This window comes from Actinokineospora sp. NPDC051303 (genome assembly GCF_055586285.1).
On the sequence record NZ_JBVJIN010000046.1, the window covers coordinates 18,913 to 44,481 of the forward strand.

Below are 25,569 nucleotides of genomic sequence, written 5' to 3' on the forward strand. Positions count from 1 at the left end.
CCGCGTGCCGCGTGCCGCGTGCCGCGTGCCGCGTGCCGCGTGCCGCGTGCCGCGTGCCGCGTGCCGCGTGCCGCGTGCCGCGTGCCGCGTGCCGCGTGCCGCGTGGGGTTCTGTTCCTTGCTTCTGTGGTTCTGGTTCTTGGGGGCGTTCCTCCTGGTTATTGGGATTGGGGGCGGTGGCTCAGATGTGGGGGTGGGTGCCTCCGATCGGGGTGGGAGTGGGTGGAGCGTCGCCGGTGGTGGGGTGGGGGTCCATGGTGCCGAGGCGCCAGAGGTGGGCGTAGTGGGCGTTCGCGGCCAAGAGGTCTTGGTGGGTGCCCTGTTCGACTATGCGGCCGCCCGACATGACGACGATCTTGTCCGCGCGGGCGGCGGTGGCTAAGCGGTGGGCGACGACGAAGGTGGTGCGTTTGCCCGCGACGCGTTCGCTGGCGGTGAGGACGGCGGACTCGGTGGCCGGGTCCAGGGCGGCGGTGGCCTCGTCCAGCAGGAGGATGTCCGGGTCGACCAGTTCGGCGCGGGCCAGGGCGATGAGTTGGCGTTGGCCCGCCGAGAGGCCCTGGCCGCGTTCGCCGACCGGTTGGCGGAAGCCCGCCGGGAGGGTAGCGACCATGGGGAGGGCGCCGACCGAGCGGACGGCCGACTCGATGCGGGCGGGTGGGGAGTCGGGAGCGCCGTAGGCGACGTTGCGGGCTATGTCGCCGGTGAACAGGTGGGCCTCCTGGGGGACCACGCCGAGGCGCTGACGGTAGCCGGACAGGTCGTAGGAGCGCAGGTCGACGCCATCGGCCAGGACCGCGCCGTCGGTGGGGTCGTAGAAGCGGGCGATCAGCTTGACGACCGTGGACTTGCCCGCGCCGGTCGCGCCGACCAGGGCCACGGTCTCGCCCGGGCGGACGCGCAGCGAGATGTTCGAGACGGCTGGACGGTCCGCGCCCGCGTAGGTGAAGGAGACGTCGCGGAGTTCGATCTCGCCGGTGAGGCGCGCGGGCACGGGGACCGGGTCGGCGGGCGGGCGCACCGTGGTCGGGGTGCGCAGCAGGTCGGCTATGCGCCGAAGACCGACCCGGGCCTGCTGGTACCCGTCGAACACGCCGGACAGCTGCTGCACCGGGGCGAAGAACAGGCCCAGATACAGCAGGAACGCCAGCAGCACACCAGGACTCAGCTCGTCGTTGGCGACCCGGTGGGCGCCCACGATCAACACGGCCGCCTGTCCGAGGCCGGACAGCATGGACACGAACGGGAAGTACGTCGCGATGTAGCGCTGTGCCCGCAGCCGCGTCCGCCGGTAGGCGTCGCTGCGTTCGGCGAACCGGCGCGCCGACACGTCCTCACGGGTGTACGCCTGCGCCACCCGCAGGCCGGAGACGTTCTCCTGCATGTCGGCGTTGACCGCGCTCACCCGGTCGCGCGCCTCGGCGTAGGCCGCGGAGGACAGCCGCTGGAAGATCACCGTGGCGACGAGCAGCACCGGCAGCACGGTCAGCGCCACCAGCGCCAACGACAGATCGGTGACCAGCAACGCCACCGTCACCGCCACCACCGTCAGCAGGCTCGCGGCCGCCGTGGTGAGCCCGGTTTGCAGGAACGTCGACAGCGCGTCGACGTCGGTGGTCATCCGGGTCATGATCCGCCCGGCCATCTCGCGCTCGAAGTAGTCCAGGCCAAGCCGCTGGAGATGGGCGTAGCTGCGGACGCGCAGCAGGTACAGCAGCCGCTCGCCCACGCGCGCCGTGAGCACCGTGTTGAGGGCAGTGTTCAGCCACATCACCCCGACCAGCGCCGCGGCGACCGCCGTGGCGACAAACAGCGCCCCCGTCGCGCCGGTCAGCACACCCGAGTCGATCCCGCTGCGGAACAGGGCGGGCAGCGCGACCGCGATCACCGAGTCCAGCACCACCAGCCCGAAGACCACTGCCAGCGCCGTCCGCGCCGGGCGCAGCAACCGGCGCAGCCGGAACCCGGGATCGGGCGCGGTCGGGTCCTCCCCGCGCAGGTCGGGGCGCTCGACGGCGGGGGGCAGCGCCCGCACCCGGGCCAGCAACTCCTCCGTCGGCGGCACGTTCAGCGCGTCCGGCGAGCCGCCGCCCATCCGGCCGCGCCCCATGGGAGCCGTCTTCTGGGTGTAGAGGGCCGCGCCGGTCTGCGACTCGCCGTCCTCCTCCGGCCACAGCGACGGCGTCACCCCGTCCGGCCCGGGCATCAGGTCCGCGCCCGAGCGGCGGGTCGGGTCCTCGATCGCGTCGCCCGGCCCGGCCAGCAGCGACCGGTACAGCGCGCACCGCCCGTGCAGCTCCGCGTGCGTGCCGATGTCGACCACCTTGCCGCCGTCGAGCACCGCGATTCGGTCGGCCAGCGCGAGAGTCGAGCGGCGGTGCGCGACCAGCAGCGTCGTCCGGTCCGCAGTGACCTCGCGCAATGTGTCGTGGATGGCGGACTCGGTGGCCGCGTCGACCGCGGACGTCGCGTCATCGAGCACCAGCACCCGCGGGTCCGACAATAGCGCCCTGGCCAGCGCGACCCGCTGGCGCTGCCCGCCGGACAGCGTCAGCCCGCGTTCGCCCACCACCGTGTCGTACCCGTCGGGCAGCGCCTCGATGAACTCGTGCGCCTGCGCGGCCTTCGCCGCGGCCCGGATGTCCTCGTCGGTCGCGTCCGGCCGCCCGTAGGCGATGTTCGCGCGCACCGAGTCCGAGAACAGGAACGCCTCCTCGAACACCACCCCGACCGTGCCGCGCAGCGACGACAGCCGCAGGTCGCGCACGTCGATCCCGCCGACCCGGATCGCGCCCGACTGCACGTCGTAGAACCGGGGAAGCAGCAGCGACACTGTCGACTTGCCCGACCCGGCCGTGCCCACCAGCGCCAGCGTCTCGCCCGGCGAGACCCGCAGCGACACCCCGTCCAGCACCGGCTCGCTGCGCGTGTACCCGAACCTGACCCCGTCGAGCACCACGTCGACCGGCCCGTCCGGCACGTCGACCGCGTCCGGCTTGTCCACGACGTCGGGCTGCGAGTCGATCAGCTCGTAGACCCGCTCCACACCGGCCCGCGCGAGTTGCGCGTTGATCAGCAGCCCGGCGAGCAGCCGCGTCGGCCCGACCAGGTTCGCCACATAGCTGGCGAACGCGAGGAACGTGCCCAGCGTGACCTGCCCGTTGAGCGCCAGGTAGCCGCCCAGCGCGAGCACGGCAACCTGCCCGGCCGAGGGCATCGCCACCAGCGTCGCCGCGGGCCGCGAGGTCAGCTTCGCCGTGCGCATCCGCTCGGCGAACAGCGCCCGCGCGGTCTTCTCCAGCCGCGCGACCTCGCGCGCCTCTTGGCCGAACCCCTTGACCACCCGCACGCCGGTGACGGTCTCCTCGACCTGCTGGGCGACGTCGGCCGCGCGCTGCTGCGCGGACCAGGTGGCTGGGAACAGGGTGGACCGGCTGCGCGTCGCCACGACCGCCACCACGGGGGTGACGACCAACGCGACCACGGTAAGCATTGGTGAGAGCCAGAGCATCGCGCCCAGCGCCGTCAACCCGAACACGACAGTGCCGATCGACAGCGGCACCATCATCAGCAGGCCCTGGACCAACTGCAGGTCGTTGATCGACCGCGACACCACTTGCCCGGTGCGCATCGCGTCCTGCTTGCCGCCGTCGAGCCGCTGCACCGCGCCGAACACCGCCTGGCGCAGGTCGTGCTGCACGTCCAACGCCAGCCTGCCGCCGATATACCGGCGCAGGAACGCGGTGCCGAAGGTCAGCGCCTCCATCGCGACCAGGGCCGCGACCAGCCAGCCCAGCCGCGCCGTCTCGCCCTCGACCGCGTCGTCCACGACGAACTTCACCAGCAGCGGACCCGCCGCTTGGAAGCCGACGCCGATCACCGACGCGACCACCGACAGCACGACCAAGCGGCGGTGCTGCCAGCAGGCGGCGGTCAGTCTGCGGATCCAGCCGGGGGCTGTCTGGGTGTGGGGCACCTAGCCAGATTAGGTCCGGGCCGCACTCCGTGGGGGAGTGCGGCCCGGGGCCTGTGGATAACTTCTGAGCCTGTGGATAACTACGTGATGTCCCGCCGCTGGTTCCGGATAATTCCCGTCATGAAGAACAACGCCGTCCAGCCAAGGAAGATCAACCCGCTGATCCACAGCGAGAACGCGCCGGGAGCGCCCGCGACGACCCGGGCGAACTCCTCGAACGCCTCCTGCTTGTCCGCGGGCGCCACAGTGCCGCCGCGGTTGAGCACGAACGTCTGGATCTGCTCGAACAGCAGCGCCGCCGCGGTCGAGCTGGTCAGACCGTTGGCCGAGCCGTTCGGCAGGAAACCGGGGAGGTTCGACCCCTCGGTCGTGCCGAAGAGCACCACCTCGCCGAAGGGGCCGACGATGAGCGCGTAGATCAGCAGGATCACCAGCGCGCCCACCGGCGAGCCGATCAACGCGCCCACCCCGAGGCCGACGAGCGTCCACAGGATGCACATGATCACGCCCGCGACCACGATCAGGAACCACTGCTGGCCCTCGGGCAGGTAATTGGTGTCCGAGCCGACCAGGATGCCGATGCTGACCGCCGCGCTGATGACCAGGCCGAAGATCGCTCCCCACAGCACGTAGGTGATCGCCTTCGCGCCCAGCACGCTCGCGCGGGAGGGAGCGGTGAGGAACGTCGTGGTGATCGTCTTGCGGCTCAGCTCGCTGGCCAGGCCGAGCGCGCCGAAGATCATCGGGAAGATCGAGGCGATGTTGATACTGCGCGCCAACGCGACCACCGACCAGGACATCTCATCGATGGGCACGTCGAAGTCGCGGATCAGCGGCTCGTTGGTGGCCTCGTTGATGATCTCCGTGGTCAGTGCCGACGAGCCCCATGCCCAGAGGAAGGCCAGCACGATGGTCGGGATCATCAGGCCCCACCACAGCTTGGTGGTGAGGATCTTGCGGAACTCGGCGTTGATCAGCCTGCCCATTACGCGTTGCCCCCCTGTCCGGTCGGGTTCTGGTGCGACTCCGGCGGCGGTGGGGCCGGTGGGACGTCCACCGGTCGCGGCGCGGGCGGCACGGCGTCGGCCGCGGGCGACCGGTCCGATGCCGTGTCCTGCGGGGTCGGGTTCTGGTCGAACGCCGCAGTGGATGGCGCCGGGTTCGGGTGGGACGGCGTCTCGGCCTGCGGCGTCTGGGCCGCGGACTCCTGGAGCGCGGGGTTCTGGAGTCCGGGGTCCTGGGGTGCCGGGTCTTGCGTCGGGGCCTGGTCGGGCGGCGAGGTCTGCGACACGGGTTGGTCAGGAGACGGGGCCTCGACCTGGGGCTGCTGAGGAGAGGAGGTTTGCGCGGTGACCTGGTGCGCCGCCGAGGACGGAGGGGCGGCCTGCTGGGACGCCGGGGGCTGGTCGCCGACCTGGTGGGGCGCCGCGGCCGGGTAGGGCGAGGGGGCCGGGGCCTGGTAGGGCGAAGGAGCTTGCGTCGGAGCAGGGTAGGGCTGGGCGAAACCGGGCTGCTGGCCGCCCTGCGCCGCGAACGGCTGCGAGGTGCCCAGCGCAGGGAATGGCTGCGGGGTGCCCTGCGTCGCGAAAGGCTGCGGCGCGAAGGGCTGCGGGGTGCCCTGGGGCGGCGCGAAAGCCTGCTGGTCGCCCTGTGCCGGGAACGGCTGTGGGGTGCCCTGTGCCGCGAAGGGTTGCGGGGTGCCTTGGGGCGGTGAGAAGGCTTGGTGCTGGTTGCCTTGAGGCGGCTGGTAAGCCTGCGGGTCGCCCTGGGGTGGGGTTTGTTGGGGTGGCGCGAAGGCCTGGGGGTCGCCCTGGAAGGGCAGAGTGATCTGCGGGGTGCCGGGCGAAGGGGTGTGGACCGGCTGGGGGCCGCCGTGCGGCGGGGTGCCCGGCGGCGTGTAGCCGGGTGGGGCGTAGCCCTGTGGCTGGTAGCCCTGCTGCTGATAAGGCTGCTGCTGGTAGGGCTGCTGGTGCGGACCCTGTTGGTACTGCCCCTGCTGATACTGCGGCCCGCCGTAGCCGGGCGCGCTGGGGGCCGCCCACTGGCCGCTGGTCAGGCGGAAGAACAGCTGCTCCAGGTCGACCCGTTCCTCCTGCACCCCGTACAGCGCGGTCCCGGCCTTCGCGGCGATGTCGCCGATTTGCTGGACGGTGGCGTCGACCACGGCGATCTTGCCGTCGGGGGTGGGGGTGATGCCGGTGATGCCCGCAGCCTGGAGGGCGGCGGCGAGGGCGGCGGGGTCGGCCGGTTGGACGATCACGCGGGACTGCTGCGAGCGGCGCAGATCGTCAAGCTTGCCGTAGTACATGGTCTGGCCGCGGCTGACGATCACCACCTGGTCGATGGTCTGCTCGACCTCGGCGAGGAGGTGGCTGGAGATCAGCACCGTGCGGCCGGAGGCGGCGAACGCCTTGAGGAAGGTGCGCAGCCAGGCGATGCCCTCGGGGTCCAAGCCGTTGGCGGGCTCATCGAGCACCAGAACTTGCGGGTCGCCCAGCAGCGCGGTCGCCAAGGCCAAGCGCTGCTTCATGCCCAGGGAAAAGCCGCCTGCCGCGCGATTGGCCGCGGCGCCGAGGCCGACCAACTGCAGAACCTCGTCGGCGCGCCGGTCGGCCAGGCCCATCGCCGCCGTGTAGATCCGCAGGTGGTTGATCGCCGACCGCTTCGGGTGGAAGCCCTGGGCCTCCAGCACCGCACCCACGACCCGGCCCGGGTTGCCCAACCCCGAGAACGGCTGGCCGTTGATCGTGGCGGACCCCGACGTCGGCCGGACCAACCCCAACAGCATCCGCAGCGTCGTGGTCTTGCCCGCGCCGTTGGGGCCGAGGAAACCGGTCACCGAACCCGGCTCGACCTGGAAACTCAGGTTCTGCACCGCGGCGACCGGACCGAAGTTCTTGGTCAAGTTCTGCACCACGATGCGACCGCTACCGTCCTGCACAGGCCCCTCCAGCTCGCCAGGCGTGTCGTGGCGGCCATCTTGCCCCATCGTGACACTCCGCGTCCGCTAAGGGCACGGAAAGCTGAGCAAACCGTCGAGCCGGTTACCCCGAATTGGGTGGGCGGTCACCGAGCGTCAGTACTGGCGTTCCCTTACCGGCGCGCGGTGCACTGGCTCCACCGAGACCGCCGGTGGCTCGGGAAGCGCAGCCACCCGCCTCTCGGCAGGCTTCTCCGGCGGCACCAACACCGCCTGCCTGCCGAACGGATTCCGCAACGGGCGCTTCCGGTCCCGGTGCGCGACACCCTCGCCGATCAAATGCTCATGCGCCATCCGCCACACCTGACACGGCCACCGCAACCCGCGGAAACCCCGCAGACTCGCCGCCCCAGCCGGACACGCCCGACACCGGCTCTCCTCATCCGGCTGATGCACCGTCAGCAGCAACCGCCACCCATCGGCCAACCGGCTGATCTCACTGCGCGCCAACGGCAACAGCGTCGACTCGTCCGCGCTGCCCGCCACCTCGTCCAACAGCGCCAACCGCTGCAACACCGCCGCGCGCAACGCCTCATCCCCACGCACCGGCCTCACCCGGCCTGCACGTTGTCCGCGCGACCCGCGGCCAAGTCCAACACCGCGCCAAGCGACCGCGTCTGCTGCGCGGACAACACCGCAGACGCGCCCGGCGGGGGAACCAGGACGACCAGATCGTCCTCAACCAACACCGTCAACGCGCGATCACGGCCGAAGGGGTCGTGGCAGCCGAGGCACCACCGAGGCTCAGTCACCGATGAGGCATCGGCGCGCCGACCCCGCCACCGTAGCGCCGACCGGCGGTTTCACCCCGATGCCCGGTTTCTCACCCGAAAGGGTCCATTATCCGTGAAGAAGTAATCACGACTCGCCCGCCCCCAGTGCAGCGAACCGCGCCGAATGTGCCTAAGCTATAGGTGGCGGCCCGCTCCCAGTGACCCCCAGGCTGGTTGAGCGGGCCGCCCTCACACCTCCCCCTCTCTTGCTCGCGGAGAGGGCGAGCCAGGGGTGTTCGTCAGTGTTGGCCGGGGGGCCGAGCCCCCCGAACCCCCCACGGTGCGGTTGGTTTCTGGCCCGGCGTGGTGACGTGGGGTGGTGGTCCGGTGTGGTTGGTTCTTGTGTGGTCTGTGGACGGTTGCGTCCTGAATGGACCGTCCTATGGTGCTTGGCGCGTGGGGTGCGTGCGTGGGTGCGGTGCGGGGGCTAGAAGGCTAGGGGGTTAGGGCGGTGTTTAGGGGGGTTTGGGGGAGGGTGGGGTGGGCGTTGGCTACTTGGGGGTTGGTTAGGGAGCCTGCGTGGGTGTTGAGGCCTTGGGCTAGGGGGTGGGAGGTTTGGAGGGCCTGGCGCCAGCCTTGGGTGGCTAGGGATTGGGTGTGGGGGAGGGTGGCGTTGGTGAGGGCGTAGGTGGAGGTTCGTGGGACTGCGCCGGGCATGTTGGCGACGCAGTAGAAGAGGGAGTTGTGGACCCTGAAAGTGGGGTTCTCGTGGGTGGTGGGGTGGGAGTCCTCGAAGCAGCCGCCTTGGTCGATGGCTATGTCGACTAGGACGGAGCCGGGCTTCATGTGGGCGACGAGGGCGTTGCTGATGAGTTTGGGGGCCCTGGCGCCGGGGATGAGGACCGCGCCGATGAGGAGGTCGGCGTCTTTTGCGGCCTGTTCTATGGCGTAGTGGGTTGAGGTGGTGGTTCGCACCTGGCCGTGGAACTGGGCGTTGATGTGGCGTAGGCGGTCGATGTTGGTGTCTAGGACCTCTACTTCCGCGCCCATGCCGTGGGCGATGGTGGCGGCGTTGACGCCTGCCACGCCGCCGCCGATGACGACGACCTTCGCCGGGTGGACGCCGGGGACGCCGCCGGGGAGGACGCCGCGGCCGCCGGAAGGCTTCATCATGGCGAACGCGCCCACCTGGGGGGCGAGCCTGCCCGCGACCTCCGACATGGGAGCCAGCAGGGGCAGCGCGCCAGTTTCGGTCTGCACCGTCTCGTAGGCGATCGCGGTGGTGCCCGCGGCGAGCAACGCCCGGGTCAGCGGCTCGTCCGCGGCCAAGTGCAGGTAGGTGAACAGGACCTGGTCGGACCGCAGGTACGGGTACTCGGCGGCGACGGGCTCCTTCACCTTCAGGACCAGTTCGCCCTCGGCCCACACGTCCGCGGCGTCGGCGAGGATCTTCGCGCCCGCGCCCAGGTACTCCTCGTCGGTGATGGCCGAGCCAAGGCCCGCGCCCGCCTCGACGAACACGGTGTGGCCGCGGGCGGTCAGCTCATGGGTGCCCGCCGGGGTCAGCGCAACCCGGTACTCATGGTTCTTGACCTCACGGGGAACGGCGATCTTCACCGGGATCGTCCTCTCGGTCGGGGCTGGACCCACTGCGGGTGTCCCCTACCACGGTCAGGCACCGCCAAGCGGCTGTCATCGTGCCCAGAAACCGAGAATAACCCCGTGGCGTTGTCCCCGCGGCACAATCACCGCCAGCGGAGCGTGATGAGCTGGGCGAGCAACGCGAGGCGGGTGTCCGGGTCGGCGAGGTCGGCGTCGAGCCGGGCGGTGATCCGGGACAGGCGGTACCGCAGGGTGTTCGGGTGGATGCCCAACGCCGCCGCCGCGGTCCGGGGATCGCCGGGATGGCGCAGCCACTCGTAGAGGGTCTCGACGTGCCAGCCCGCGTCCGCGTGGGCCATCAGCTGGGTGAGCGGGCCGACGGCAGCGACCCCAGCCGTGTTCGCCGCCACCGCCGCCCGGTGCAGCACGAGGACCGTCCACACCTGGTCGTGCACCGCTATCGGCCCCTCGGCAAGGCCCGCGCGCAGCAGGCTCAACGCCTCGTCCGCCTCGGCACGCGAGCGGGCCAAGTCCGCCACCTCGACCGGGGCGCCCGCCCCGACCAGCGGACCGTCCAGTTCGGCCAGTGCCGTGCGTAGCGCGGGCCAACCGTCCACATCCGGCACTATCGCGTAGAGGACACCATGAAGATCCGCGATCGCGGGACGCTTACCGACGCCCTCGGTAAGTCGTTCCAAGAGGGACAGTCTTACGCCTTCACCGTCCAACGCGTCGTCGCTCTGCGCGTCGATGGCGACCACGCGGTGCGGGCCGCGGCCCAGGTCGAGTTCGGCCGCGGCCAGGCGCGTGCTGCCGGTGCCGTCGAGGACCGACCGCACCAGTTCGGCCGAGCGCCTGCGCTCGCTGTCCTCGCGGGCCCGCCTGCGCAGCAGGTGCAGCGCGACGACCGGCGCGGCGTCGGCGAACGCGGCGGCCCGCTCGTCGGGCACCGGGCCCGCCACCACCGCCCACATGGAGCCCAGCAGTTGGCCGCCCATCCGGATCGGCACGATCAGCCGGGGCAGTGTGCCGTCCTGCTGCGCGGGCACGAAGATCGCCGTGCGGCCGCGGCTGAGCTCGCGGAACACCCCGCGCGACCGGAAGCGGGCCAGCACGTCGTCCGGCACCCGCCTGCCCATGATCGTCGACACCCGCGCCGGGTCGGTGCGGTCTTGCCGGGCGGAGTACGCCAGGACGCGGGAGTTCGCGTCCTCGATGGTCACCGGCGCGTCGACCACCGCGGCCGCCGCGTCGGCGAGCCGGAACAGGTCGCCGAACGCGGCGGAGTGCAGCGCGGCGTCGGACTCGTCGGCCGCGGCGTCGAGGACCGACCGCAGCAGCCACACCAGCTGCGCCCACGCCGTGGCCGCGTGCACCTCGACCACCGCGGCCCCCACTCGGCGCGCCGCGGTCTTGACCGCGCCGCGCGCCGCGTGCGGGGGCTTGAGCAACACGGCCGCGGCGCCGTGCTCGCCGCAGTGCCGCACCAGCGCGACCGCGTCCTGCGTCGAGGCGACCGCGACGCCGAGCACCAAATCGCCCGCGCCGACCTGGGTGCGGCGGCCCGTCTCGGCGATGACCACGTCGGTGACGGGCAGCCCGTCGGCCTGCTCGACGGCGAGGGCGGTGCGCAGCAGCGTGGGGCCCACCCGGTCCACCACGCCCTGCACGCTGATCATCGCTCTCCCTCGGCGCTCCGCGGTTCTCTTAAACCACGGTAGCGCTGTCGGAGAGCCCTAAAATCGCGGAAGTCCTAATTCGACAGTGCGGCGGCGACCAGCCCGCCGACGTGCCGCTGGCCCGCCGCGTTCGGGTGCACCGGGACCGACAGGCTCGTCGGCAGCAGCCCCTCGACCCACTTGTTCCACGGCAGGAGCTGGCAGACGTCGTGGCCGGTGGTCAGGCCGGGGTTGACGAACACCGCGCCCGCGGCTTGGGCGCGGGCGCCGATGGTCTCGTTGAGCAGGCGCTCGATGCCGTCGAAGTAGGGCACGTCGCCGACCGCGAACGGCACGACCGGCCAGCAGCCCCCGGCGGGCGGCAGGATGCGCAGGTAGCCCACGACGACGATGGTGGCGTTCGGGGAGCGCTGCGCGATGCCCTCGACCACGGCGGTGATCTTCGGCGCGAGCTGGGCGATGCGTTCTTCGAGGACACCGGAGTAATGGGCCTTGCACGGCGCGCCGAGCGGGTTGGTGAAGCTGAGCTGGGCGCAGGTGGAGATGATCTCGCCGAAGCCGATGTCGTTGCCGCCGATGGAGACGGTGACCAGGTCGGTGTCGGCGGTCAGCGCGCTGAACTGCGCCGGGTTCTGCCCTTGCGGCGCGGTCATCTCGCGGGTCTGCGCGCCGCCGCAGCTGATGTCCACGAACTCGGCTGGGGCGAGCTTCGCGGCGACGACGGACGGGTAGTTGTCCGTGGCCCGCGCGCAGCCGGGCGCGTCCTCGCGGAACTTGGTGAGCGTGCCGACCGAGGCGAACGAGTCGCCGAGGGCGACATAGCGCTGGTAGCCCTGCGCCGCGCTTGCCGGTGGCGCGCTCAGGGCGGTGGCGAGCAACCCGCTCAAGGCGGTGGTGACGGCCAACGCGCGGAACCTGGGCATGGGGACCTCACTCGCCGTAATCCGAAGGGGATTCGCATACTGCTGTGTGATCGCGGTTACTGTCAAGGAGTGCGGGCGAAGCGGAGCGTCAGCCAGGCGAGGCCCGCGACGATCTTCATGCCGCTCTCGTTGGGGTGCACGGCCTGCGCGGGTGCGGCGGGCCGCAGCGGCTCGACCCAGCGGCGCTCGGGCGGCTGGCAGGAATCGCGGTTGAGGGAATAGGCATAGGGGGCCACGAACTGGGCACCCGCGGACCGGGCGGCCTCGGCCAGCGTGCGGTTCAGCGCCTCCTGCACGCGGTCGAAGTACGCGGTGTCGCCAGCGGCGAACGGGACCTGGGGCCAGCAGCCGGTGTTGGGCGGCAGGATGCGGAGATAGCCGACCAGCAGGACGACCGCGTTGGGCGAGCGCTCTTTGACGCCCGCGAGAACAGCGCGCACCCGCCTGCCCGTCGCCTCGACCCGCTCGGCCAAGACGTCGGAACCGGAGGCGGTGAAATGCGCGCGGCAGGGGGAGCCGGTCGGATCGGTCGCCCCGGCGCGGCCGCAGGCGTCCATGATCTGGCTGAACCCGACGTCGTTGCCGCCGATGGTGACCGTGACCAGATCCGTCTCCGGGCGCAGCGCGTCGAACTGCGGCGGGTTCTCCCCGCCCGGAACCCGTTGCGGCGCGGTCATATGCGCGGTCGTCGCGCCGCCGCACGTCACGTCGCGGAAATCGGGCACCCGCAACCAGGTCGCCAACTGGCCCGGATAGTTGCGGCTGGCGCGGCCGCAGCCCGCGGGGGAGTTCCGCTGTTCGGGAATGCCGGGGCCGGACGCGTAGGAGTCGCCTAGTGCGACGTAGTGATGAAAGCGCGCTGACGGAGTAATCGCCGTCGCGGGGGTGGCGGCGGTCAGGAAAACGAGCAAGCTGGACAACATGGCGGCGGCGCGCATGGTTCCGATCGTTCCCCGGCGAGTCGATCACGGCAACCGCGGCGCGTTCCAGCCTGTGGACAACCGCCCGTGATCCGGCGGGCGCGGATACGGTGCTGGGCATGGCAGTCCTCACGGTTCGGCGTCACGTCGATCTCGGCCGTCTCTCCAGCGCCGCTTGTCGCTGATCTCCGCTCGGTTCCGGCCACACCTCTTTCGCCGCGGCCCGCGGCTTCTTCGCCATGCCCGCAAGACTTTCCCCAAGGAGATTTCCGATGACCGAATCCGCCTGGTCCTTCGAGACCAAACAGATCCACGCGGGCGCAGCGCCGGACCCGGCCACCGGCGCGCGGGCGACCCCGATTTACCAGACCACCTCTTACGTCTTCCGGGACAGCCAGCACGGGGCGGACCTGTTCAGCCTCGCCGAGCCGGGAAACATCTACACCCGGATCATGAATCCGACCCAGGACGTGCTGGAGCAGCGCGTCGCGGCGCTGGAGGGCGGCGTGGCCGCGCTGGCGTTCGCGTCCGGCTCCGCGGCCACCACCGCAGCGATCCTCAACATCGCCAACGCGGGCGACCACCTGGTGTCGAGCCCGTCGCTCTACGGCGGCACGTACAACCTGTTCCACTACACGCTGCCCAAGCTGGGCGTCGAAGTCACCTTCGTCGACGACCAGGACGACTTGGCCGCGTGGCGCGCGGCGGCGCGGCCGAACACCAAGCTGTTCTTCGCCGAGACGCTGGCCAACCCGGGCAGCAACGTGCTCGACATCCGCGCGGTGGCCGACGTCGCGCACGAGGTCGGCGTGCCGCTGATCGTGGACAACACCGTGCCCACCCCGTACCTGCTGCGCCCGATCGAGCACGGCGCCGACGTGGTCGTGCACTCGGCGACCAAGTACCTCGGCGGCCACGGCACCACCATCGCGGGGGTGCTGGTCGACGGGGGCACCTTCGACTTCGGCGCGGACCCGGCGCGGTTCCCCGGGTTCACCGAGCCCGACCCGAGCTACCACGGCCTCAAGTACTGGGAGGCCCTCGGTCCGGGCGCGTACGCGGCCAAGGCGCGGGTGCAGCTGCTGCGCGACACCGGGGCGGCGATCTCGCCGTTCAACGCTTTCCTGATCCTGCAAGGCATCGAGACGCTGTCGCTGCGCATCGAGCGGCACGTGGCCAACGCGCGGGCGCTGGCCGAGTGGCTGGAGCAGCGCGACGAGGTGGAGCGGGTCTTCTACGCGAGCCTGCCGTCGAGCCCGTTTTACCAAGCGGCGCAAAAGTATCTGCCGCTCGGCGCGGGCGCGATCGTGTCGTTCGAGCTGCGTGGCGGGGTCGAGGCGGGCCGCAAGTTCGTGGACGGCACGGAACTGCACAGCCAGCTCGTCAACATCGGCGACGTGCGCAGCCTGATCGTGCACCCGGCGAGCACCACGCACAGCCAGCTCGCCGCCGAGGAGCAGCTGGCCAGCGGCGTGACCCCGGGCCTGGTGCGGCTTTCGGTCGGCATCGAGAACATCGAGGACCTCAAGGCCGACCTAGAGGCCGGTTTCCGGGCGGCCAAGGCCGAACTGTGACCGCTGTCCCCCTTCCCGCCACCGGCGCGTGGCGGGAAGGGGACCCGCCCGGCCGCAGGCGGTGGCTGCGCTCGGATCGGCCGCTCGTGCTCGACGCGGGCGGCCTGCTGCCGGATTTCACGGTGGCCTATGAGACCTGGGGGACGCTGAACGCGGACCGGTCTAACGCCGTGCTGGTCGAGCACGCCCTGACCGGCGACAGCCACGCCGCCGGGCCCGCCGGGCCGGGCCACCCCACGGCCGGGTGGTGGGACGAGCTGATCGGACCCGGCCGCGCGGTCGACACCGACCGGTTCTTCGTGGTGTGCCCCAACGTGTTGGGCGGCTGCCAGGGCACGACCGGCCCCGCTTCGGTTGCCCCGGACGGAAAACCGTGGGGCAGCAGGTTCCCCGCCATCGGCGTCCGCGACCAGGTCGCCGCGGAAGCGGTGCTGGCCGACGCGCTCGGCATCGACACGTGGGCGGCCGTGCTGGGCGGGTCCATGGGCGGGATGCGCGCGCTGGAATGGGCGGTCGGCAGGCCGGAACGGGTCGCCGCCGTGCTGCTGGTGGCGTGCCCGGCCGCCGCGTCGGCCGAGCAGATCGCCTGGGCTTCCCCGCAGCTGCACGCGATTCGCGCCGACCCGCACTGGCACGGCGGCGACTACCACGACGCCCCGGAAGGACCGCACGTCGGCCTCGGCATCGCCCGCCGGATCGCGCACGTGACCTACCGCAGCGAACCCGAACTCGCGCACCGCTTCGGGCGGCGGCGGATGCCGGACGGCCGGTTCGCCGTTGAGTCCTATGTGGACCACCATGGCGCGAAGCTGGCGCACCGGTTCGACGCGGGCAGCTACGTCACGCTGACCACCGCCATGAACGAGCACGACATCGGCGTCGACCGCGGCGGAATCCCGGCCGCGCTGGCGCGGGTGCGCGCCCGCGCGATCGTGGCCGGTGTGGACAGTGACCGGCTGTATCCGCTGGCACAGCAAGAAGAACTCGTTGCCGGAATCGCCTCGGCCGACCAGTTGCGGGTGATCTCCTCGCCCGCCGGACACGACGGATTCCTGATCGAGACTGACCAGCTTTCGGGTCTGGTCAAGGAACTGCTGGGCTGAGGGTCAGCCGCCGCGAATCCACTCGGGGACCGGGAGATCGCGGATGGCGCACTCCTCGGACAGCCGCAGCGTCCAGCGCAGGGCCTGGGCCATCAGCGTCGCCATCTCCTCCGGGGCGGCGTTGGCCAACGCGATCTCGATCTGCGCTGTCGCGCTGTCGGTGTCGCCGTGCACCTCGGCCAGCAGCGTGCGCACCGCCGTCCGCACCGGCGGGTCGGCCTCATCGATCGGGACCTCGTGCCCGTCGTCGTCGTAAACCTGCATCTTCACCGGCGCGGTGCCGCCGGAGCCCAGCGCGGCGACCATGGCACTGCACTCGTGGAACAGCAGCAGCATCAGCTCCCGGGCGTTCGCGTGCCGGTCCGGCGCGGCCTGGACGGCGGCGGCGAGCCGGTCCAGCGCCCCGTCGTCCTCCCCGGCGCGCATGGCCGCCAGCGCGCCCGACGCAGCCTCGATGAGGCCGCGCCTGCGGTTCGGGTCGGACTCGCTGTCGGCGTCCACGCCCTCATCCTGCAACAGCGGAGCGCCGTACGGGGAGATCGGCGCCCGCCGATTCGCTCGGTTGGCGGTTTGTCCGCCCGCTCGCCTGCCTCATGGGGTGGTCGCCCCCGAGCGGATGCGGGACAGGACGCCGTCGGGGTCGGTGGGGGCGCCGAACGCGGGGCCTTCCGCGGTCTGGACGCCTAGATCGGCCCACCAGCGGGCCTCGGCGTGGTCGCGGACGCCGAGCACGCCGACGGAGGCGCCCAGATCCGTCAGCGCCGCCACCAGTTCGCGGGTCGCGCGGACCTGGGCGGTGTCCGCGGGCAGCCAGTCGGGGCGCCAGCCCTCGAACAGGTCGGCGAGGATGACCGCGCGCACCTCGAAGCGCTCGGCGAGGGCCAGTTGGCGGGGGCCGCCAGCGAACTCGTGCAGGGCCGCGGCCACGCCAATGTCGGTGAGCGTGCGCAGGTTGTCCCGGGCGTCGCCGCGGCCGGTCAGCACGGCTGCGGTGTCCAGGGCGATCTCCAGCAGGCCGGGCGGGGCCGCCGCGGTCGCGATCGCCCGGTTGACGGTGGCGGACAGGTCCGCGTCGGCTGACTGCAACGGGGAAAGCAGCACGCGCTGGACGGGGGCGTCCGGGGTGAACAGGGACTGCCAGGTGGGCAGGTTTTCCGTGGACTGGTTGATCAGCCACGGGCCGAGAGCCACCGACAGGCCGGTCAGCTCGGCCAGGTCGCTCGCCGACTCGGCCCCGGGCTTGTGGACCAGCGCACGCACCTGCACCGGCGCGTTGTCCGACAGCCGTACGACCGGCTGGTAGGCGACTGTCAGCTCGCCGTTTTCCCAAGCGGCGGGAAGCGCGGTGGCGACGCGGCCGGACTTGCGGGCCTGGTGGTCGGCGCGGCTGTCGAACTCGGTCCACTGGTGCTTACCGGTTTCCCGAGAGTGGCGCAGCGCGGCGTCGGCGGCGCGGAACAACTCCGCGCTGGACATGTCCGCGGCGTGCGCGCGGGCGACGCCGACGCTGGCGGTGGCCGCCAGGCCGAGGTGCCCGTCGTAGTCCGGCTCGGACAGCTCGCCGGTGACCAGGTCGACCAGGTCCGCGACCGGGGGCGCGGTGGGACCGTGCACGATGAGCACGGCGAACTCGTCGCCGCCGATGCGGGCGACGAGGGCGTCCTGCCCCGCGACCGCGGTGGCGAGCCGGTGGGCGACCGTGCGCAGCAGGCGGTCCCCGGCCGGGTGCCCGTGGGTGGTGTTGACCAGGGAGAACGCGTCGAGGTCCAAGCACAGCAGGGTGAGCACGCCGTCCGGCGGCGCTTGGCCGTGGACGGCCTCCAGCCGGGACTCGAAGTGCAGCCGGTTGGCCAGGCCGGTGAGCGCGTCGTGCAGGTTCTGGTGGCTGAGCCTGCTGCCCAGCAGTTGCAGCTCGCTGAGGTCCTGGACCATGGCGACCCGGTAGACCGGCGTTCCGTCGTCGCCGCGCAGCAGCGAGGTGGTCAGGTACACCCAGGCGGTGTCACCGCCCGGCCGGACCAGGAGTTTGCGGTCGCCGGGCAGGTCGGCGTCGCCGTCCGGGGCGATGAACTCCGCCAGCGAGCGGTTCGCCAGCTCCTCGGCGGGGCAGCCGAGGATCGCCGCCAGCGCCGGGTTGACCTCCACGAACCGGCCGTCCAGCTCGGTGATCGCGATCCCTATCGAGGACGCGGTGAACACCTCGCGGAACCGGGTCTCGGTGTACCGGCGGTCGCGCTCGGCCCGCTGCTTGGCGGTGAGCAGGGCGACCTTCATGTTCTCCTGCTGGTCCAGCGTGCGGATGCGCAGCGCGCCCGCGTACCCGGCCGCGACGGAGCCCAGCGCGGAGACCACCGCGACCGCGTCGTGGCCCGCGTCGAGCAGGCCCCGGCCCAGCACGCCCAGCGTGCCCGCGAGCGTCGCCTCGCCGGTCAGCGCGCCGGTCACCATGCGCTCGCCGACTCCGGCCGCCCGCGCGGTGTCGACCGGGACGGCCGCCACCGCCGCGGTCAGCTCCGCGAGCAGCCCGGCCAGCAGCGACTCCACGTCGGCTGCCGACGCGGGGACGTACGCGGTCGCCGCGACGACCCGCAGCCACGCGCGCACCAGGGACTGCCGGTCGCCGGGAGGTTCCAGCGGCTGCATCGGGGCCTGCCGTCAGCGCTTCCGGCCGACACCGGCGTAGATCCCGGCCCGGTTCGGGTCGTCGCCGTCGTAGAGGCCGGTGTCCGGGCGCCACAGCGCGGTCGGCACGATCCCGGGCTCCACGATGTCGAACCCGTCGAACAGCTCGATGATCTCCGCGCGCGAGCGAGGGTGCATGGGGTCGCGGCTGGACTTCATCACCTCGACTATCCGGTCCATCTCCGCGGGCATCAGGTCGCGGGTGAACTGCGAGAACGCCAGGTAGCTGCCCGGGGCTATCGCGTCGCGGTAGTCGGCGACGATCTTCCGAGGGTTCTTCTCCGGCGCGACGAAGTGGAACACCCCGGCCATCAGCAGGCCGATCGGCTCGGTGAAGTCGAGCAGACCGACCGTCTCCGGGGCGTTCAGAACGTCACCCGGGCGGGTGAGGTCAGCCTGCACGATCGTGGCGAGCGGGTTGTCGGCGAGCATCAGCGCGCTGTGCGCGTAGGCGACCTCTTCGTAGTCGACGTAGACCACTCGCGCGGCGGGGTCGGCTTCCTGGGCGATCTCGTGGACGTTGCCGACGGTGGGGATGCCGGAGCCGAGGTCGAGGAACTGCCGGACCCCGTTCTGGATCATGAAAAGCACGCTTCGGCGCAGGAAGGCGCGGTTGTGCCGGGCGATTTCCCTGGCGTTGGGCTGGGCGAGGAGGAACCGCTCGGCCAACTCCCGGTCGTGGGCGAAGTTGTGCCCGCCGCCGAGCAGGTAGTCGTACAGCCGCGCCGCGCTCGGCCGCTCCAAGTCGATGCCCTGGGGGACCCAGTCGGTCTCCTCGGTCACGCCGCACCCTCTTCCCTGTCACGTTCCGTGCTGGAGAGGTTACCCACTTGGCGGGTGGCCAGGCCAGGTGGCGAGCCCTCGGTTCAGTGAACGCGGTCGGACAACTGGACCAACGCCGCCATCGCCATGCCGGTGAGCAGATCGGCCATCTGGTCCCGGTCCAGGTGCCTGCTGTGCGGGGTCGAGTTGATCAGCCCGAACACCGCGTGCGCCGCGGCGCGGGCGGTCGGCTCGCCCACGGCGGGCACCGCGGCGCGGATCACCTCGACCCACGTCTCGACGTAGCGCCGCTGCAGCGCCCGGACCTTGCGGCGGTCCGGGTCGGTCAGGTTGCCCAGGTTGCGCTCCTGCACGGTGATGAGCGCGGGGTTGTCCAGGGCGAAGTCGACGTGGAAGCGGACCAGGTCGCCGAGGGTCTGCTCGGGCCCGCTCGCCGCGTCGACCCTGGCCTGGCCGCCGACGAGCAGGACCTCGCTGATCGAGGTCAGCATCTCGCCGAGCATGGCGTCCTTGGACCGGAAGTGCCGGTAGAGGGCGGGACCGGAGATGCCCACGGCCGAGCCGATGTCATCGATGCCCACTCCGTGGAAGCCGTGCCGGGCGAACAACTCGGCGGCCGCGGCGAGGATCTGCTCCCGGCGGCTGGGCTTGCCCGCGACGGGTTCGGCTGCTGGTGGCACGCGGTTCATCGTAAGACAGTCACGTTAGCGGGCGCTAACTTGCCGAAGTAGGACCTCTTGTCCGCCGGGATTCATCAGCACTAATGATCGCAATTCTCGCGGCTCGTTGATCGCCGGTAGAGCTGGATCTCGTTAGTCCTTCCACGATTGGAGATGGATATGCGTCTATCACGCTCAGTGGCCGTCGCGGTGCTCAGCGCGCTGTCGCTCATCGGCCTGGTGGCCCCCGCCCAAGCGGCCACCGGCAAGTACGTCGCCCTCGGCGACTCCTACTCGTCCGGCCACGGCGCGGACGACTATGGCAATAGCGGCGAGTGCTACCGCAGCTCCAACGCCTATCCCCAGCTCTGGGCCAACGCCCACCAGCCGTCGGCGTTCGCGTTCGTCGCCTGCTCCGGGAACACGACCAGCGACGTCCTCGCCAGCCAGATCAGCGCGATCACCTCGAACACCTCGCTGGTGACGGTCTCGATCGGCGGCAACGACGCCGCCCTGGGCGACGTCATGCGGGAATGCCTCACCAGCTTCGAGTCCACCTGCGTCAACCTCAACCAGCAGGCGCAGCAGTTCATCAGGACGCAGTTGGCGGCCAGACTCGACAACGTCTACCGCGCGATCCGCGACCGGGCGCCCTCGGCTCGGGTGATCGTCATGGGCTACCCGCACCTCTATCAGCTCGGCAGCTCCTTCTGTCCCGGGCTCAGCGAGGGCAAGCGGACGGCGATCAACAGCACCTCCGACGCGCTGGCCGAGGTGATCTCCGCGCGCGCCGCGGCGGCGGGCTTCACCTTCGTCGACGGCAGGCGGGCGTTCGCGGGCCACGAGATCTGCGCCGACACGGAGTGGATCACTTCGCCCCCTGGCACCGTGACGAGGGCCGCCTACCACCCGAACATCGCTGGGCAGCGTGAGGGCTACTACGCGGCCCTCCGCCGGGTGACCGGCTGATAGTCCGGCTCCGGAAAGGCCGCGTTCCTCAGTGGCCTTTCCGGAGCCGCCGTTTCAGTTCGAGCCGGGTGGACGAGCACGTTAGCGAGCGCTAACATCGAGTCAGGAGTTAACGCTGACTAACAAGTGATCTCCGGTGAGGAGCGAGATGGACGCGCCCGTTCTGCGCACCGCGGCCGACCCGGCTGGCGACCGCTTCCTGCGCAACGCCAAGGAGCACGCCGAGTTGGTCGGCGACCTGCGCGAGCGGCTGGCCGAGGCAGCGCTGGGCGGTCCGGAGAAGGCCCGCGCCCGGCACGTCGAGCGGGGCAAGCTGCTGCCCCGCGACCGGGTCGACACGCTGGTCGACCCGGGTTCGCCGTTCCTGGAGCTGTCCCCGCTCGCGGCCACCGGCCTCTACGGCGACGACGCCCCGGCCGCCGGGCTGATCACCGGCGTCGGCCGGGTGTCCGGGCGCGAGGTGGTCATCGTGGCTAACGACGCCACGGTAAAGGGCGGCACGTACTATCCGATGACCGTTAAGAAGCACCTGCGCGCGCAAGAGGTCGCTCTCCAGAACAACCTGCCCTGCGTCTACCTGGTGGACTCTGGCGGCGCTTTCCTGCCCCTACAGGACGACGTCTTCCCCGACCGCGACCACTTCGGGCGCATCTTCTACAACCAGGCCACCATGTCCGCCCGGGGCATCCCGCAGATCGCCGCCGTGCTCGGCTCGTGCACCGCGGGCGGCGCCTACGTGCCCGCGATGAGCGACGAGGCCGTCATCGTCCGCGGCCAGGGCACGATCTTCCTCGGCGGGCCGCCGCTGGTGAAGGCCGCGACCGGTGAGGTCGTCACCGCGGAGGAACTCGGCGGCGGCGACGTGCACGCCCGCGTCTCCGGGGTCACCGACCACCTCGCCGACGACGACGCGCACGCGCTGCGGATCGTCCGGTCCATCGTGAGCACGCTCGGCCCGCGCGCCCCGCGCCCGTGGGACGTCGCGCCGGTCGAGGAGCCCGCCGTCGACCCGGCCACCCTCTACGGCGTCGTGCCCACCGACCCCCGCACCCCCTACGACGTGCGGGAAGTCATCGCGCGGATCGTCGACGGCAGCCGGTTCCGCGAGTTCAAGAAGGAGTACGGCTCGACCCTGGTCACCGGGTTCGCGCGCGTCCACGGGCATCCGGTCGGCATCGTGGCCAACAACGGCGTGCTGTTCTCCGAGTCGGCGATGAAGGGCGCGCACTTCATCGAGCTGTGCGACCAGCGCGCCATCCCGCTGCTCTACCTGCAGAACATCACCGGTTTCATGGTCGGCCGCGACTACGAGGCGGGCGGCATCGCCAAGCACGGCGCGAAGATGGTCACCGCCACCGCGTGCGCGCGGGTCCCGAAGTTCACCGTGGTCGTCGGCGGCTCGTTCGGCGCGGGCAACTACTCGATGTGCGGGCGGGCGTACTCGCCGCGCTTCCTGTGGATGTGGCCCAACGCGCGCATCTCGGTCATGGGCGGCGAGCAGGCCGCCGCCGTGCTCGCCACGGTCCGCCGCGACCAGATCGAGGCGGGCGGCGGCGCCTGGTCGGCCGAGGACGAGGCGGCGTTCACCGAGCCCATCCGCCGCCAGTACGAGGACCAGGGCAACCCGTACTACTCCACCGCCCGCCTGTGGGACGACGGCGTGATCGACCCGGCCGACACCCGCCAGGTGCTCGGCCTCGCGCTGTCGGCCGCGGCGAACGCGCCCCTCGACCCTGTCCGCTACGGCGTCTTCCGGATGTGACCATGTTTTCCAGCGTGCTGATCGCCAACCGCGGCGAGATCGCCGTGCGGGTCGCGCGGACCCTGCGCCGGATGGGCGTGCGGTCCGTCGCCGTCTACAGCGACGCCGACGCCGACGCCCGGCACGTGCGCGAGGCCGACACCGCCGTGCGCGTCGGGCCCGCCGCCGCGCGAGAGAGCTACCTGAACATCGAGCGGGTCATCGCCGCGGCCCGCGCCACCGGGGCCGAAGCCGTGCACCCCGGCTACGGGTTCCTCGCCGAGAACGCCGAGGTCGCCCGCGCCTGCGCCGCCGCCGGGCTGGTCTTCATCGGCCCGCCGCCCGCCGCGATCGAGGCCATGGGCGACAAGATCCGCGCCAAGCTGACGGTCAGCGCGGCGGGCGTGCCGGTGGTCCCCGGCCGCACCGAACCGGGCCTGTCCGACGACGACCTGGTCTCGGCCGCCGCCGAGATCGGCTTCCCGGTGCTGCTCAAGCCGTCCGCTGGCGGCGGCGGCAAGGGAATGCGGCTGGTCACCGGCCCGGAGGGGCTGCGCGCGGCCGTCGAGTCGGCCCGCCGGGAAGCACTCGGGTCGTTCGGCGACGACACCTTGCTCATCGAGCGGTTCGTGCCCCGGCCCCGGCACATCGAGATCCAGGTGCTGGCCGACACGCACGGCGCTGTCGTCCACCTCGGCGAACGCGAATGCAGCCTGCAACGGCGGCACCAGAAGATCATCGAGGAGGCCCCGTCGCCGCTGCTGGACGCGGTGACCCGGGCGCGGATGGGGCAGGCGGCCGTCGACGCGGCCAAGGCCGTCGACTACACCGGGGCCGGGACGGTCGAGTTCATCGTCTCCGCCGACCGGCCGGGCGAGTTCTTCTTCATGGAGATGAACACCCGGCTCCAAGTCGAGCACCCGGTCACCGAGCAGGTCACCGGCTTGGACCTGGTGGAGCAGCAGATCCGGGTCGCGGCGGGGGAGCGGCTGGGGCTGAGCCAGGACGAGGTGGCGCTGCGCGGGCACTCCGTCGAGGCGCGCGTGTACGCGGAAGACCCGGCGAACGGGTTCCTGCCGACCGGCGGCAAAGTGTTGGCCATTCGGGAGTCCACAGCGGACTGGGCGCGCACGGACTCCGGGCTGGCGCCGGGAACCGTGGTCGGCTCGGACTACGACCCGATGCTCGCCAAGGTGATCGCCTGGGGCGCCGACCGCGCCACGGCGCTCGACCGGCTCTCCGCCGCGCTCGCCGACACCGTGGTGCTAGGCGTCGGCACGAACATCGCGTTCCTGCGCGCCCTGCTCGCCGATCCCGACGTGCGCGCGGGCAGGCTCGACACCCAGTTGGTGGAACGCGAACTCGACGGCCTGACCGGCGGCGCCGAGGTTCCGGACGCGGTGTTCGCCGCCGCCGCCCTGGACGAGTTGCTGGGCCTGCGGCCGACCGGACCGGTGATCGACCCGTGGGACGTGCCCAACGGCTGGCGGCTCGGCAGACCGGCCGTGGTCCCGCTGCGGCTGACCTGCGGCGGCCGGAATGCCACGGTGCGCCTGTTCGGCTCCCCCGAGGCCGCGACGGTGACCGTGGACGACGGCCCGCCGGTCTCCGCGCGAGCGTCCCGAGTGGACGGTGTGCTGCGGGTTTCCTATGGGGGCCTTGAGTCGCGGTACGCGCGCGCTCTTGACGGGGATATTCTGTGGCTGGCCGAGAACGGCCGCACATGGGCGGTGGCCGAGCACTCGATGCTCGACGACGGCGCGGCCTCCTCGGCCGCGGACGGCCCGATCACCAGTCCGATGCCCGGAACCGTGCTCGTGGTGAAGGTCGCCACGGGCGAACACGTGACCGCCGGGCAGCCGCTGCTCGTGGTCGAGGCGATGAAGATGGAGCACACCATCACGGCGAAAACCGATGGTGTGGTCTCCGAAATCCCGGTTCACGCTGGCCAACAGGTCGCGCTGAACCAGACTCTGGCCGTGGTGACCCCACCGGAGGAACCGACATGATCGACTTCAGACTGGACGAGGAACACGAGGCGCTGCGCAAGACCGTGCAGGAGTTCGCCCTGGAAGAGGTGGCCCCGGTCATCGGCGAATACTACGAGCGCGAGGAGTTCCCGTACGAGATCGTCGCGAAGATGGGCGCCATGGGGCTGTTCGGGCTGCCCATCAGCGAGGAATACGGGGGAATGGGCGGCGATTACTTCGCGCTGTGCCTAGCGTTGGAAGAGTTGGCGCGGGTGGATTCGTCGGTCGCGATCACGTTGGAGGCGGGGGTTTCTCTTGGCGCTATGCCGATTTATCGGTATGGCAGTGCCGAGCAGAAACGGCGGTGGCTGCCTCGGCTGGCTTCCGGTGCGGGACTCGGTGCTTTCGGCCTCACCGAGCCCGGGGGCGGTTCGGACGCTGGCGCTGCGCGCACGACGGCCCGGCTCGATGGTGACGAGTGGGTTATTAACGGGACCAAGGCGTTTATCACCAACTCTGGGACGGATATCACCGAGCTGGTGACGGTCACGGCGGTCACTGGTGTGCTGGACGGGCGCAAGGAGATTTCGGCGATCATTGTTCCGGCGGGGACGCCGGGGTTCTCTGTGTCCAAGAAGTACTCGAAGGTCGGCTGGGCGGCTTCTGACACCAGGGAGCTCTCGTTCAGCGATGTCCGCGTGCCTCGGGAGAACCTGCTTGGCGAGTTGGGGCGTGGGTATGCCCAGTTCTTGTCCACATTGGATGAGGGGCGGGTTGCGATCGCCGCTGTGTCGGTTGGTTTGGCTCAGGGGTGCGTGGACGAGTCCCTGCGCTATGCGCGCGATCGTGAGGCGTTTGGGCATCCGATCGGGTCTTATCAGGCGATTCAGTTCAAGATCGCTGATATGGAGGCTCGGGTGCATACCGCGCGGCTTGCTTACTATGCGGCTGCGGCCAAGATGTTGCGGTCGGAGCCGTTCAAGAAGGAAGCGGCTATCGCTAAGTTGGTTTCCTCTAATGCCGCTATGGATAATGCTCGGGACGCTACCCAGATTTTTGGTGGGTATGGGTTTATGAATGAGTTCCCGGTGGGGCGGTTTTATCGCGATGCGAAGATTTTGGAGATTGGGGAGGGGACTAGTGAGGTTCAGCGGATGCTGATCGCTCGGGAGCTTGGGATGGTTTCGTAGGGTGGCTGGCTGCGGGGTCTGCTCGATGGGGTGGAGTGGTTTCTTTGGGGCCTTGGTCTCAGGTGGTGGGTGCGACACCGTGGTTGATCAGGAGTTCGTTGAGTTT

At 71.1% G+C, this 25,569-nt stretch carries 19 protein-coding genes; 6 read left to right on the forward strand and 13 right to left on the reverse strand.

Annotation, left to right across the window (positions count from 1 at the left end; all coding sequences use genetic code 11):
• Positions 1–180 precede the first annotated feature (180 nt).
• The 9 genes from ACZ6SD_RS26515 to ACZ6SD_RS26555 form a co-directional block, all read right to left on the reverse strand.
• A complete protein-coding gene (locus ACZ6SD_RS26515) occupies positions 181–3,975 on the reverse strand; it encodes an ABC transporter ATP-binding protein (protein ID WP_465319708.1) in 3,795 nt (1,264 codons plus the stop codon).
• 80 nt (positions 3,976–4,055) lie between these two features.
• Complete coding sequence (locus ACZ6SD_RS26520) at positions 4,056–4,961, reverse strand: ABC transporter permease subunit (protein ID WP_465319709.1); 906 nt, start codon at positions 4,959–4,961, stop codon at positions 4,056–4,058.
• The gene (locus ACZ6SD_RS26525; RefSeq protein ID WP_465319710.1) at positions 4,961–6,880 is read right to left on the reverse strand and encodes an ABC transporter ATP-binding protein; all 1,920 of its coding nucleotides are present in this window, start codon (positions 6,878–6,880) and stop codon (positions 4,961–4,963) included. The genes ACZ6SD_RS26520 and ACZ6SD_RS26525 overlap by 1 nt, the downstream gene beginning before the upstream one ends.
• Before the next feature lie 171 nt (positions 6,881–7,051).
• Positions 7,052–7,501, reverse strand: a complete 450-nt coding sequence (locus tag ACZ6SD_RS26530) for a hypothetical protein (RefSeq protein WP_465319711.1) — start codon at positions 7,499–7,501, stop codon at positions 7,052–7,054.
• A 5-nt stretch (positions 7,502–7,506) separates the two neighbouring features.
• A complete protein-coding gene (locus ACZ6SD_RS26535) occupies positions 7,507–7,707 on the reverse strand; it encodes a hypothetical protein (RefSeq protein ID WP_465319712.1) in 201 nt (66 codons plus the stop codon).
• Between the two features lie 456 nt (positions 7,708–8,163).
• Positions 8,164–9,285: an alanine dehydrogenase gene (ald, locus tag ACZ6SD_RS26540; protein ID WP_465319713.1), complete on the reverse strand. Its 1,122-nt coding sequence runs from the start codon at positions 9,283–9,285 to the stop codon at positions 8,164–8,166.
• A 128-nt stretch (positions 9,286–9,413) separates the two neighbouring features.
• The gene (locus tag ACZ6SD_RS26545; protein ID WP_465319714.1) at positions 9,414–10,949 is read right to left on the reverse strand and encodes a PucR family transcriptional regulator; all 1,536 of its coding nucleotides are present in this window, start codon (positions 10,947–10,949) and stop codon (positions 9,414–9,416) included.
• Positions 10,950–11,023: 74 nt separating this feature from the next.
• On the reverse strand, positions 11,024–11,872 hold the full coding sequence (locus tag ACZ6SD_RS26550) for an SGNH/GDSL hydrolase family protein (protein WP_465319715.1): 849 nt from the start codon (positions 11,870–11,872) through the stop codon (positions 11,024–11,026).
• 62 nt (positions 11,873–11,934) lie between these two features.
• The gene (locus ACZ6SD_RS26555) at positions 11,935–12,810 is read right to left on the reverse strand and encodes an SGNH/GDSL hydrolase family protein (protein ID WP_465319716.1); all 876 of its coding nucleotides are present in this window, start codon (positions 12,808–12,810) and stop codon (positions 11,935–11,937) included.
• Between the two features lie 254 nt (positions 12,811–13,064).
• Here ACZ6SD_RS26555 and ACZ6SD_RS26560 point away from each other — a divergent pair, with 254 nt between their 5' ends.
• The gene (locus tag ACZ6SD_RS26560; protein ID WP_465319717.1) at positions 13,065–14,366 is read left to right on the forward strand and encodes a bifunctional o-acetylhomoserine/o-acetylserine sulfhydrylase; all 1,302 of its coding nucleotides are present in this window, start codon (positions 13,065–13,067) and stop codon (positions 14,364–14,366) included.
• Positions 14,363–15,469: a homoserine O-acetyltransferase MetX gene (gene metX, locus ACZ6SD_RS26565; protein WP_465319718.1), complete on the forward strand. Its 1,107-nt coding sequence runs from the start codon at positions 14,363–14,365 to the stop codon at positions 15,467–15,469. Before ACZ6SD_RS26560 ends, metX begins: the two co-directional genes overlap by 4 nt.
• Positions 15,470–15,472: 3 nt before the next feature.
• Here metX and ACZ6SD_RS26570 read toward each other — a convergent pair whose 3' ends face one another.
• From ACZ6SD_RS26570 to ACZ6SD_RS26585, 4 genes are all read right to left on the reverse strand, one after another.
• Complete coding sequence (locus tag ACZ6SD_RS26570; RefSeq protein ID WP_465319726.1) at positions 15,473–15,895, reverse strand: hypothetical protein; 423 nt, start codon at positions 15,893–15,895, stop codon at positions 15,473–15,475.
• A gap of 165 nt (positions 15,896–16,060) precedes the next feature.
• The gene (locus tag ACZ6SD_RS26575) at positions 16,061–18,112 is read right to left on the reverse strand and encodes a diguanylate cyclase domain-containing protein (protein ID WP_465319719.1); all 2,052 of its coding nucleotides are present in this window, start codon (positions 18,110–18,112) and stop codon (positions 16,061–16,063) included.
• Positions 18,113–18,124: 12 nt separating this feature from the next.
• Positions 18,125–18,934 carry an SAM-dependent methyltransferase gene (locus ACZ6SD_RS26580; protein WP_465319720.1) on the reverse strand — a complete coding sequence of 270 codons (810 nt, stop codon included), beginning with the start codon at positions 18,932–18,934 and terminating at the stop codon, positions 18,125–18,127.
• 83 nt (positions 18,935–19,017) lie between these two features.
• The gene (locus tag ACZ6SD_RS26585; protein ID WP_465319721.1) at positions 19,018–19,623 is read right to left on the reverse strand and encodes an SACE_7040 family transcriptional regulator; all 606 of its coding nucleotides are present in this window, start codon (positions 19,621–19,623) and stop codon (positions 19,018–19,020) included.
• Between the two features lie 144 nt (positions 19,624–19,767).
• Between ACZ6SD_RS26585 and ACZ6SD_RS26590 the strand changes: the two genes are divergently transcribed.
• From ACZ6SD_RS26590 to ACZ6SD_RS26605, 4 genes are all read left to right on the forward strand, one after another.
• Positions 19,768–20,562: an SGNH/GDSL hydrolase family protein gene (locus ACZ6SD_RS26590; RefSeq protein WP_465319722.1), complete on the forward strand. Its 795-nt coding sequence runs from the start codon at positions 19,768–19,770 to the stop codon at positions 20,560–20,562.
• Positions 20,563–20,710: 148 nt separating this feature from the next.
• Positions 20,711–22,324 carry a carboxyl transferase domain-containing protein gene (locus tag ACZ6SD_RS26595; protein ID WP_465319723.1) on the forward strand — a complete coding sequence of 538 codons (1,614 nt, stop codon included), beginning with the start codon at positions 20,711–20,713 and terminating at the stop codon, positions 22,322–22,324.
• A gap of 2 nt (positions 22,325–22,326) precedes the next feature.
• The gene (locus tag ACZ6SD_RS26600; protein WP_465319724.1) at positions 22,327–24,312 is read left to right on the forward strand and encodes an acetyl/propionyl/methylcrotonyl-CoA carboxylase subunit alpha; all 1,986 of its coding nucleotides are present in this window, start codon (positions 22,327–22,329) and stop codon (positions 24,310–24,312) included.
• Positions 24,309–25,463, forward strand: a complete 1,155-nt coding sequence (locus ACZ6SD_RS26605; protein ID WP_465319725.1) for an acyl-CoA dehydrogenase family protein — start codon at positions 24,309–24,311, stop codon at positions 25,461–25,463. The genes ACZ6SD_RS26600 and ACZ6SD_RS26605 overlap by 4 nt, the downstream gene beginning before the upstream one ends.
• The last annotated feature ends 106 nt before the right edge of the window (positions 25,464–25,569 follow it).

Coding starts and splice junctions, on each gene's coding strand:
- ACZ6SD_RS26550 (WP_465319715.1), bottom strand. CDS start 11,872: ATGCCCAGGTTCCGCGCGTTGGCCGTCACCACCGCCTTGAGCGGGTTG.
- ACZ6SD_RS26555 (WP_465319716.1), bottom strand. CDS start 12,810: ATGCGCGCCGCCGCCATGTTGTCCAGCTTGCTCGTTTTCCTGACCGCC.
- ACZ6SD_RS26585 (WP_465319721.1), bottom strand. CDS start 19,623: ATGAACCGCGTGCCACCAGCAGCCGAACCCGTCGCGGGCAAGCCCAGC.
- ACZ6SD_RS26595 (WP_465319723.1), top strand. CDS start 20,711: ATGGACGCGCCCGTTCTGCGCACCGCGGCCGACCCGGCTGGCGACCGC.
- ACZ6SD_RS26560 (WP_465319717.1), top strand. CDS start 13,065: ATGACCGAATCCGCCTGGTCCTTCGAGACCAAACAGATCCACGCGGGC.
- ACZ6SD_RS26570 (WP_465319726.1), bottom strand. CDS start 15,895: ATGCGCGCCGGGGAGGACGACGGGGCGCTGGACCGGCTCGCCGCCGCC.
- ACZ6SD_RS26545 (WP_465319714.1), bottom strand. CDS start 10,949: ATGATCAGCGTGCAGGGCGTGGTGGACCGGGTGGGCCCCACGCTGCTG.
- ACZ6SD_RS26520 (WP_465319709.1), bottom strand. CDS start 4,961: ATGGGCAGGCTGATCAACGCCGAGTTCCGCAAGATCCTCACCACCAAG.
- ACZ6SD_RS26575 (WP_465319719.1), bottom strand. CDS start 18,112: ATGCAGCCGCTGGAACCTCCCGGCGACCGGCAGTCCCTGGTGCGCGCG.
- ACZ6SD_RS26600 (WP_465319724.1), top strand. CDS start 22,327: ATGTTTTCCAGCGTGCTGATCGCCAACCGCGGCGAGATCGCCGTGCGG.
- ACZ6SD_RS26605 (WP_465319725.1), top strand. CDS start 24,309: ATGATCGACTTCAGACTGGACGAGGAACACGAGGCGCTGCGCAAGACC.
- ACZ6SD_RS26590 (WP_465319722.1), top strand. CDS start 19,768: ATGGATATGCGTCTATCACGCTCAGTGGCCGTCGCGGTGCTCAGCGCG.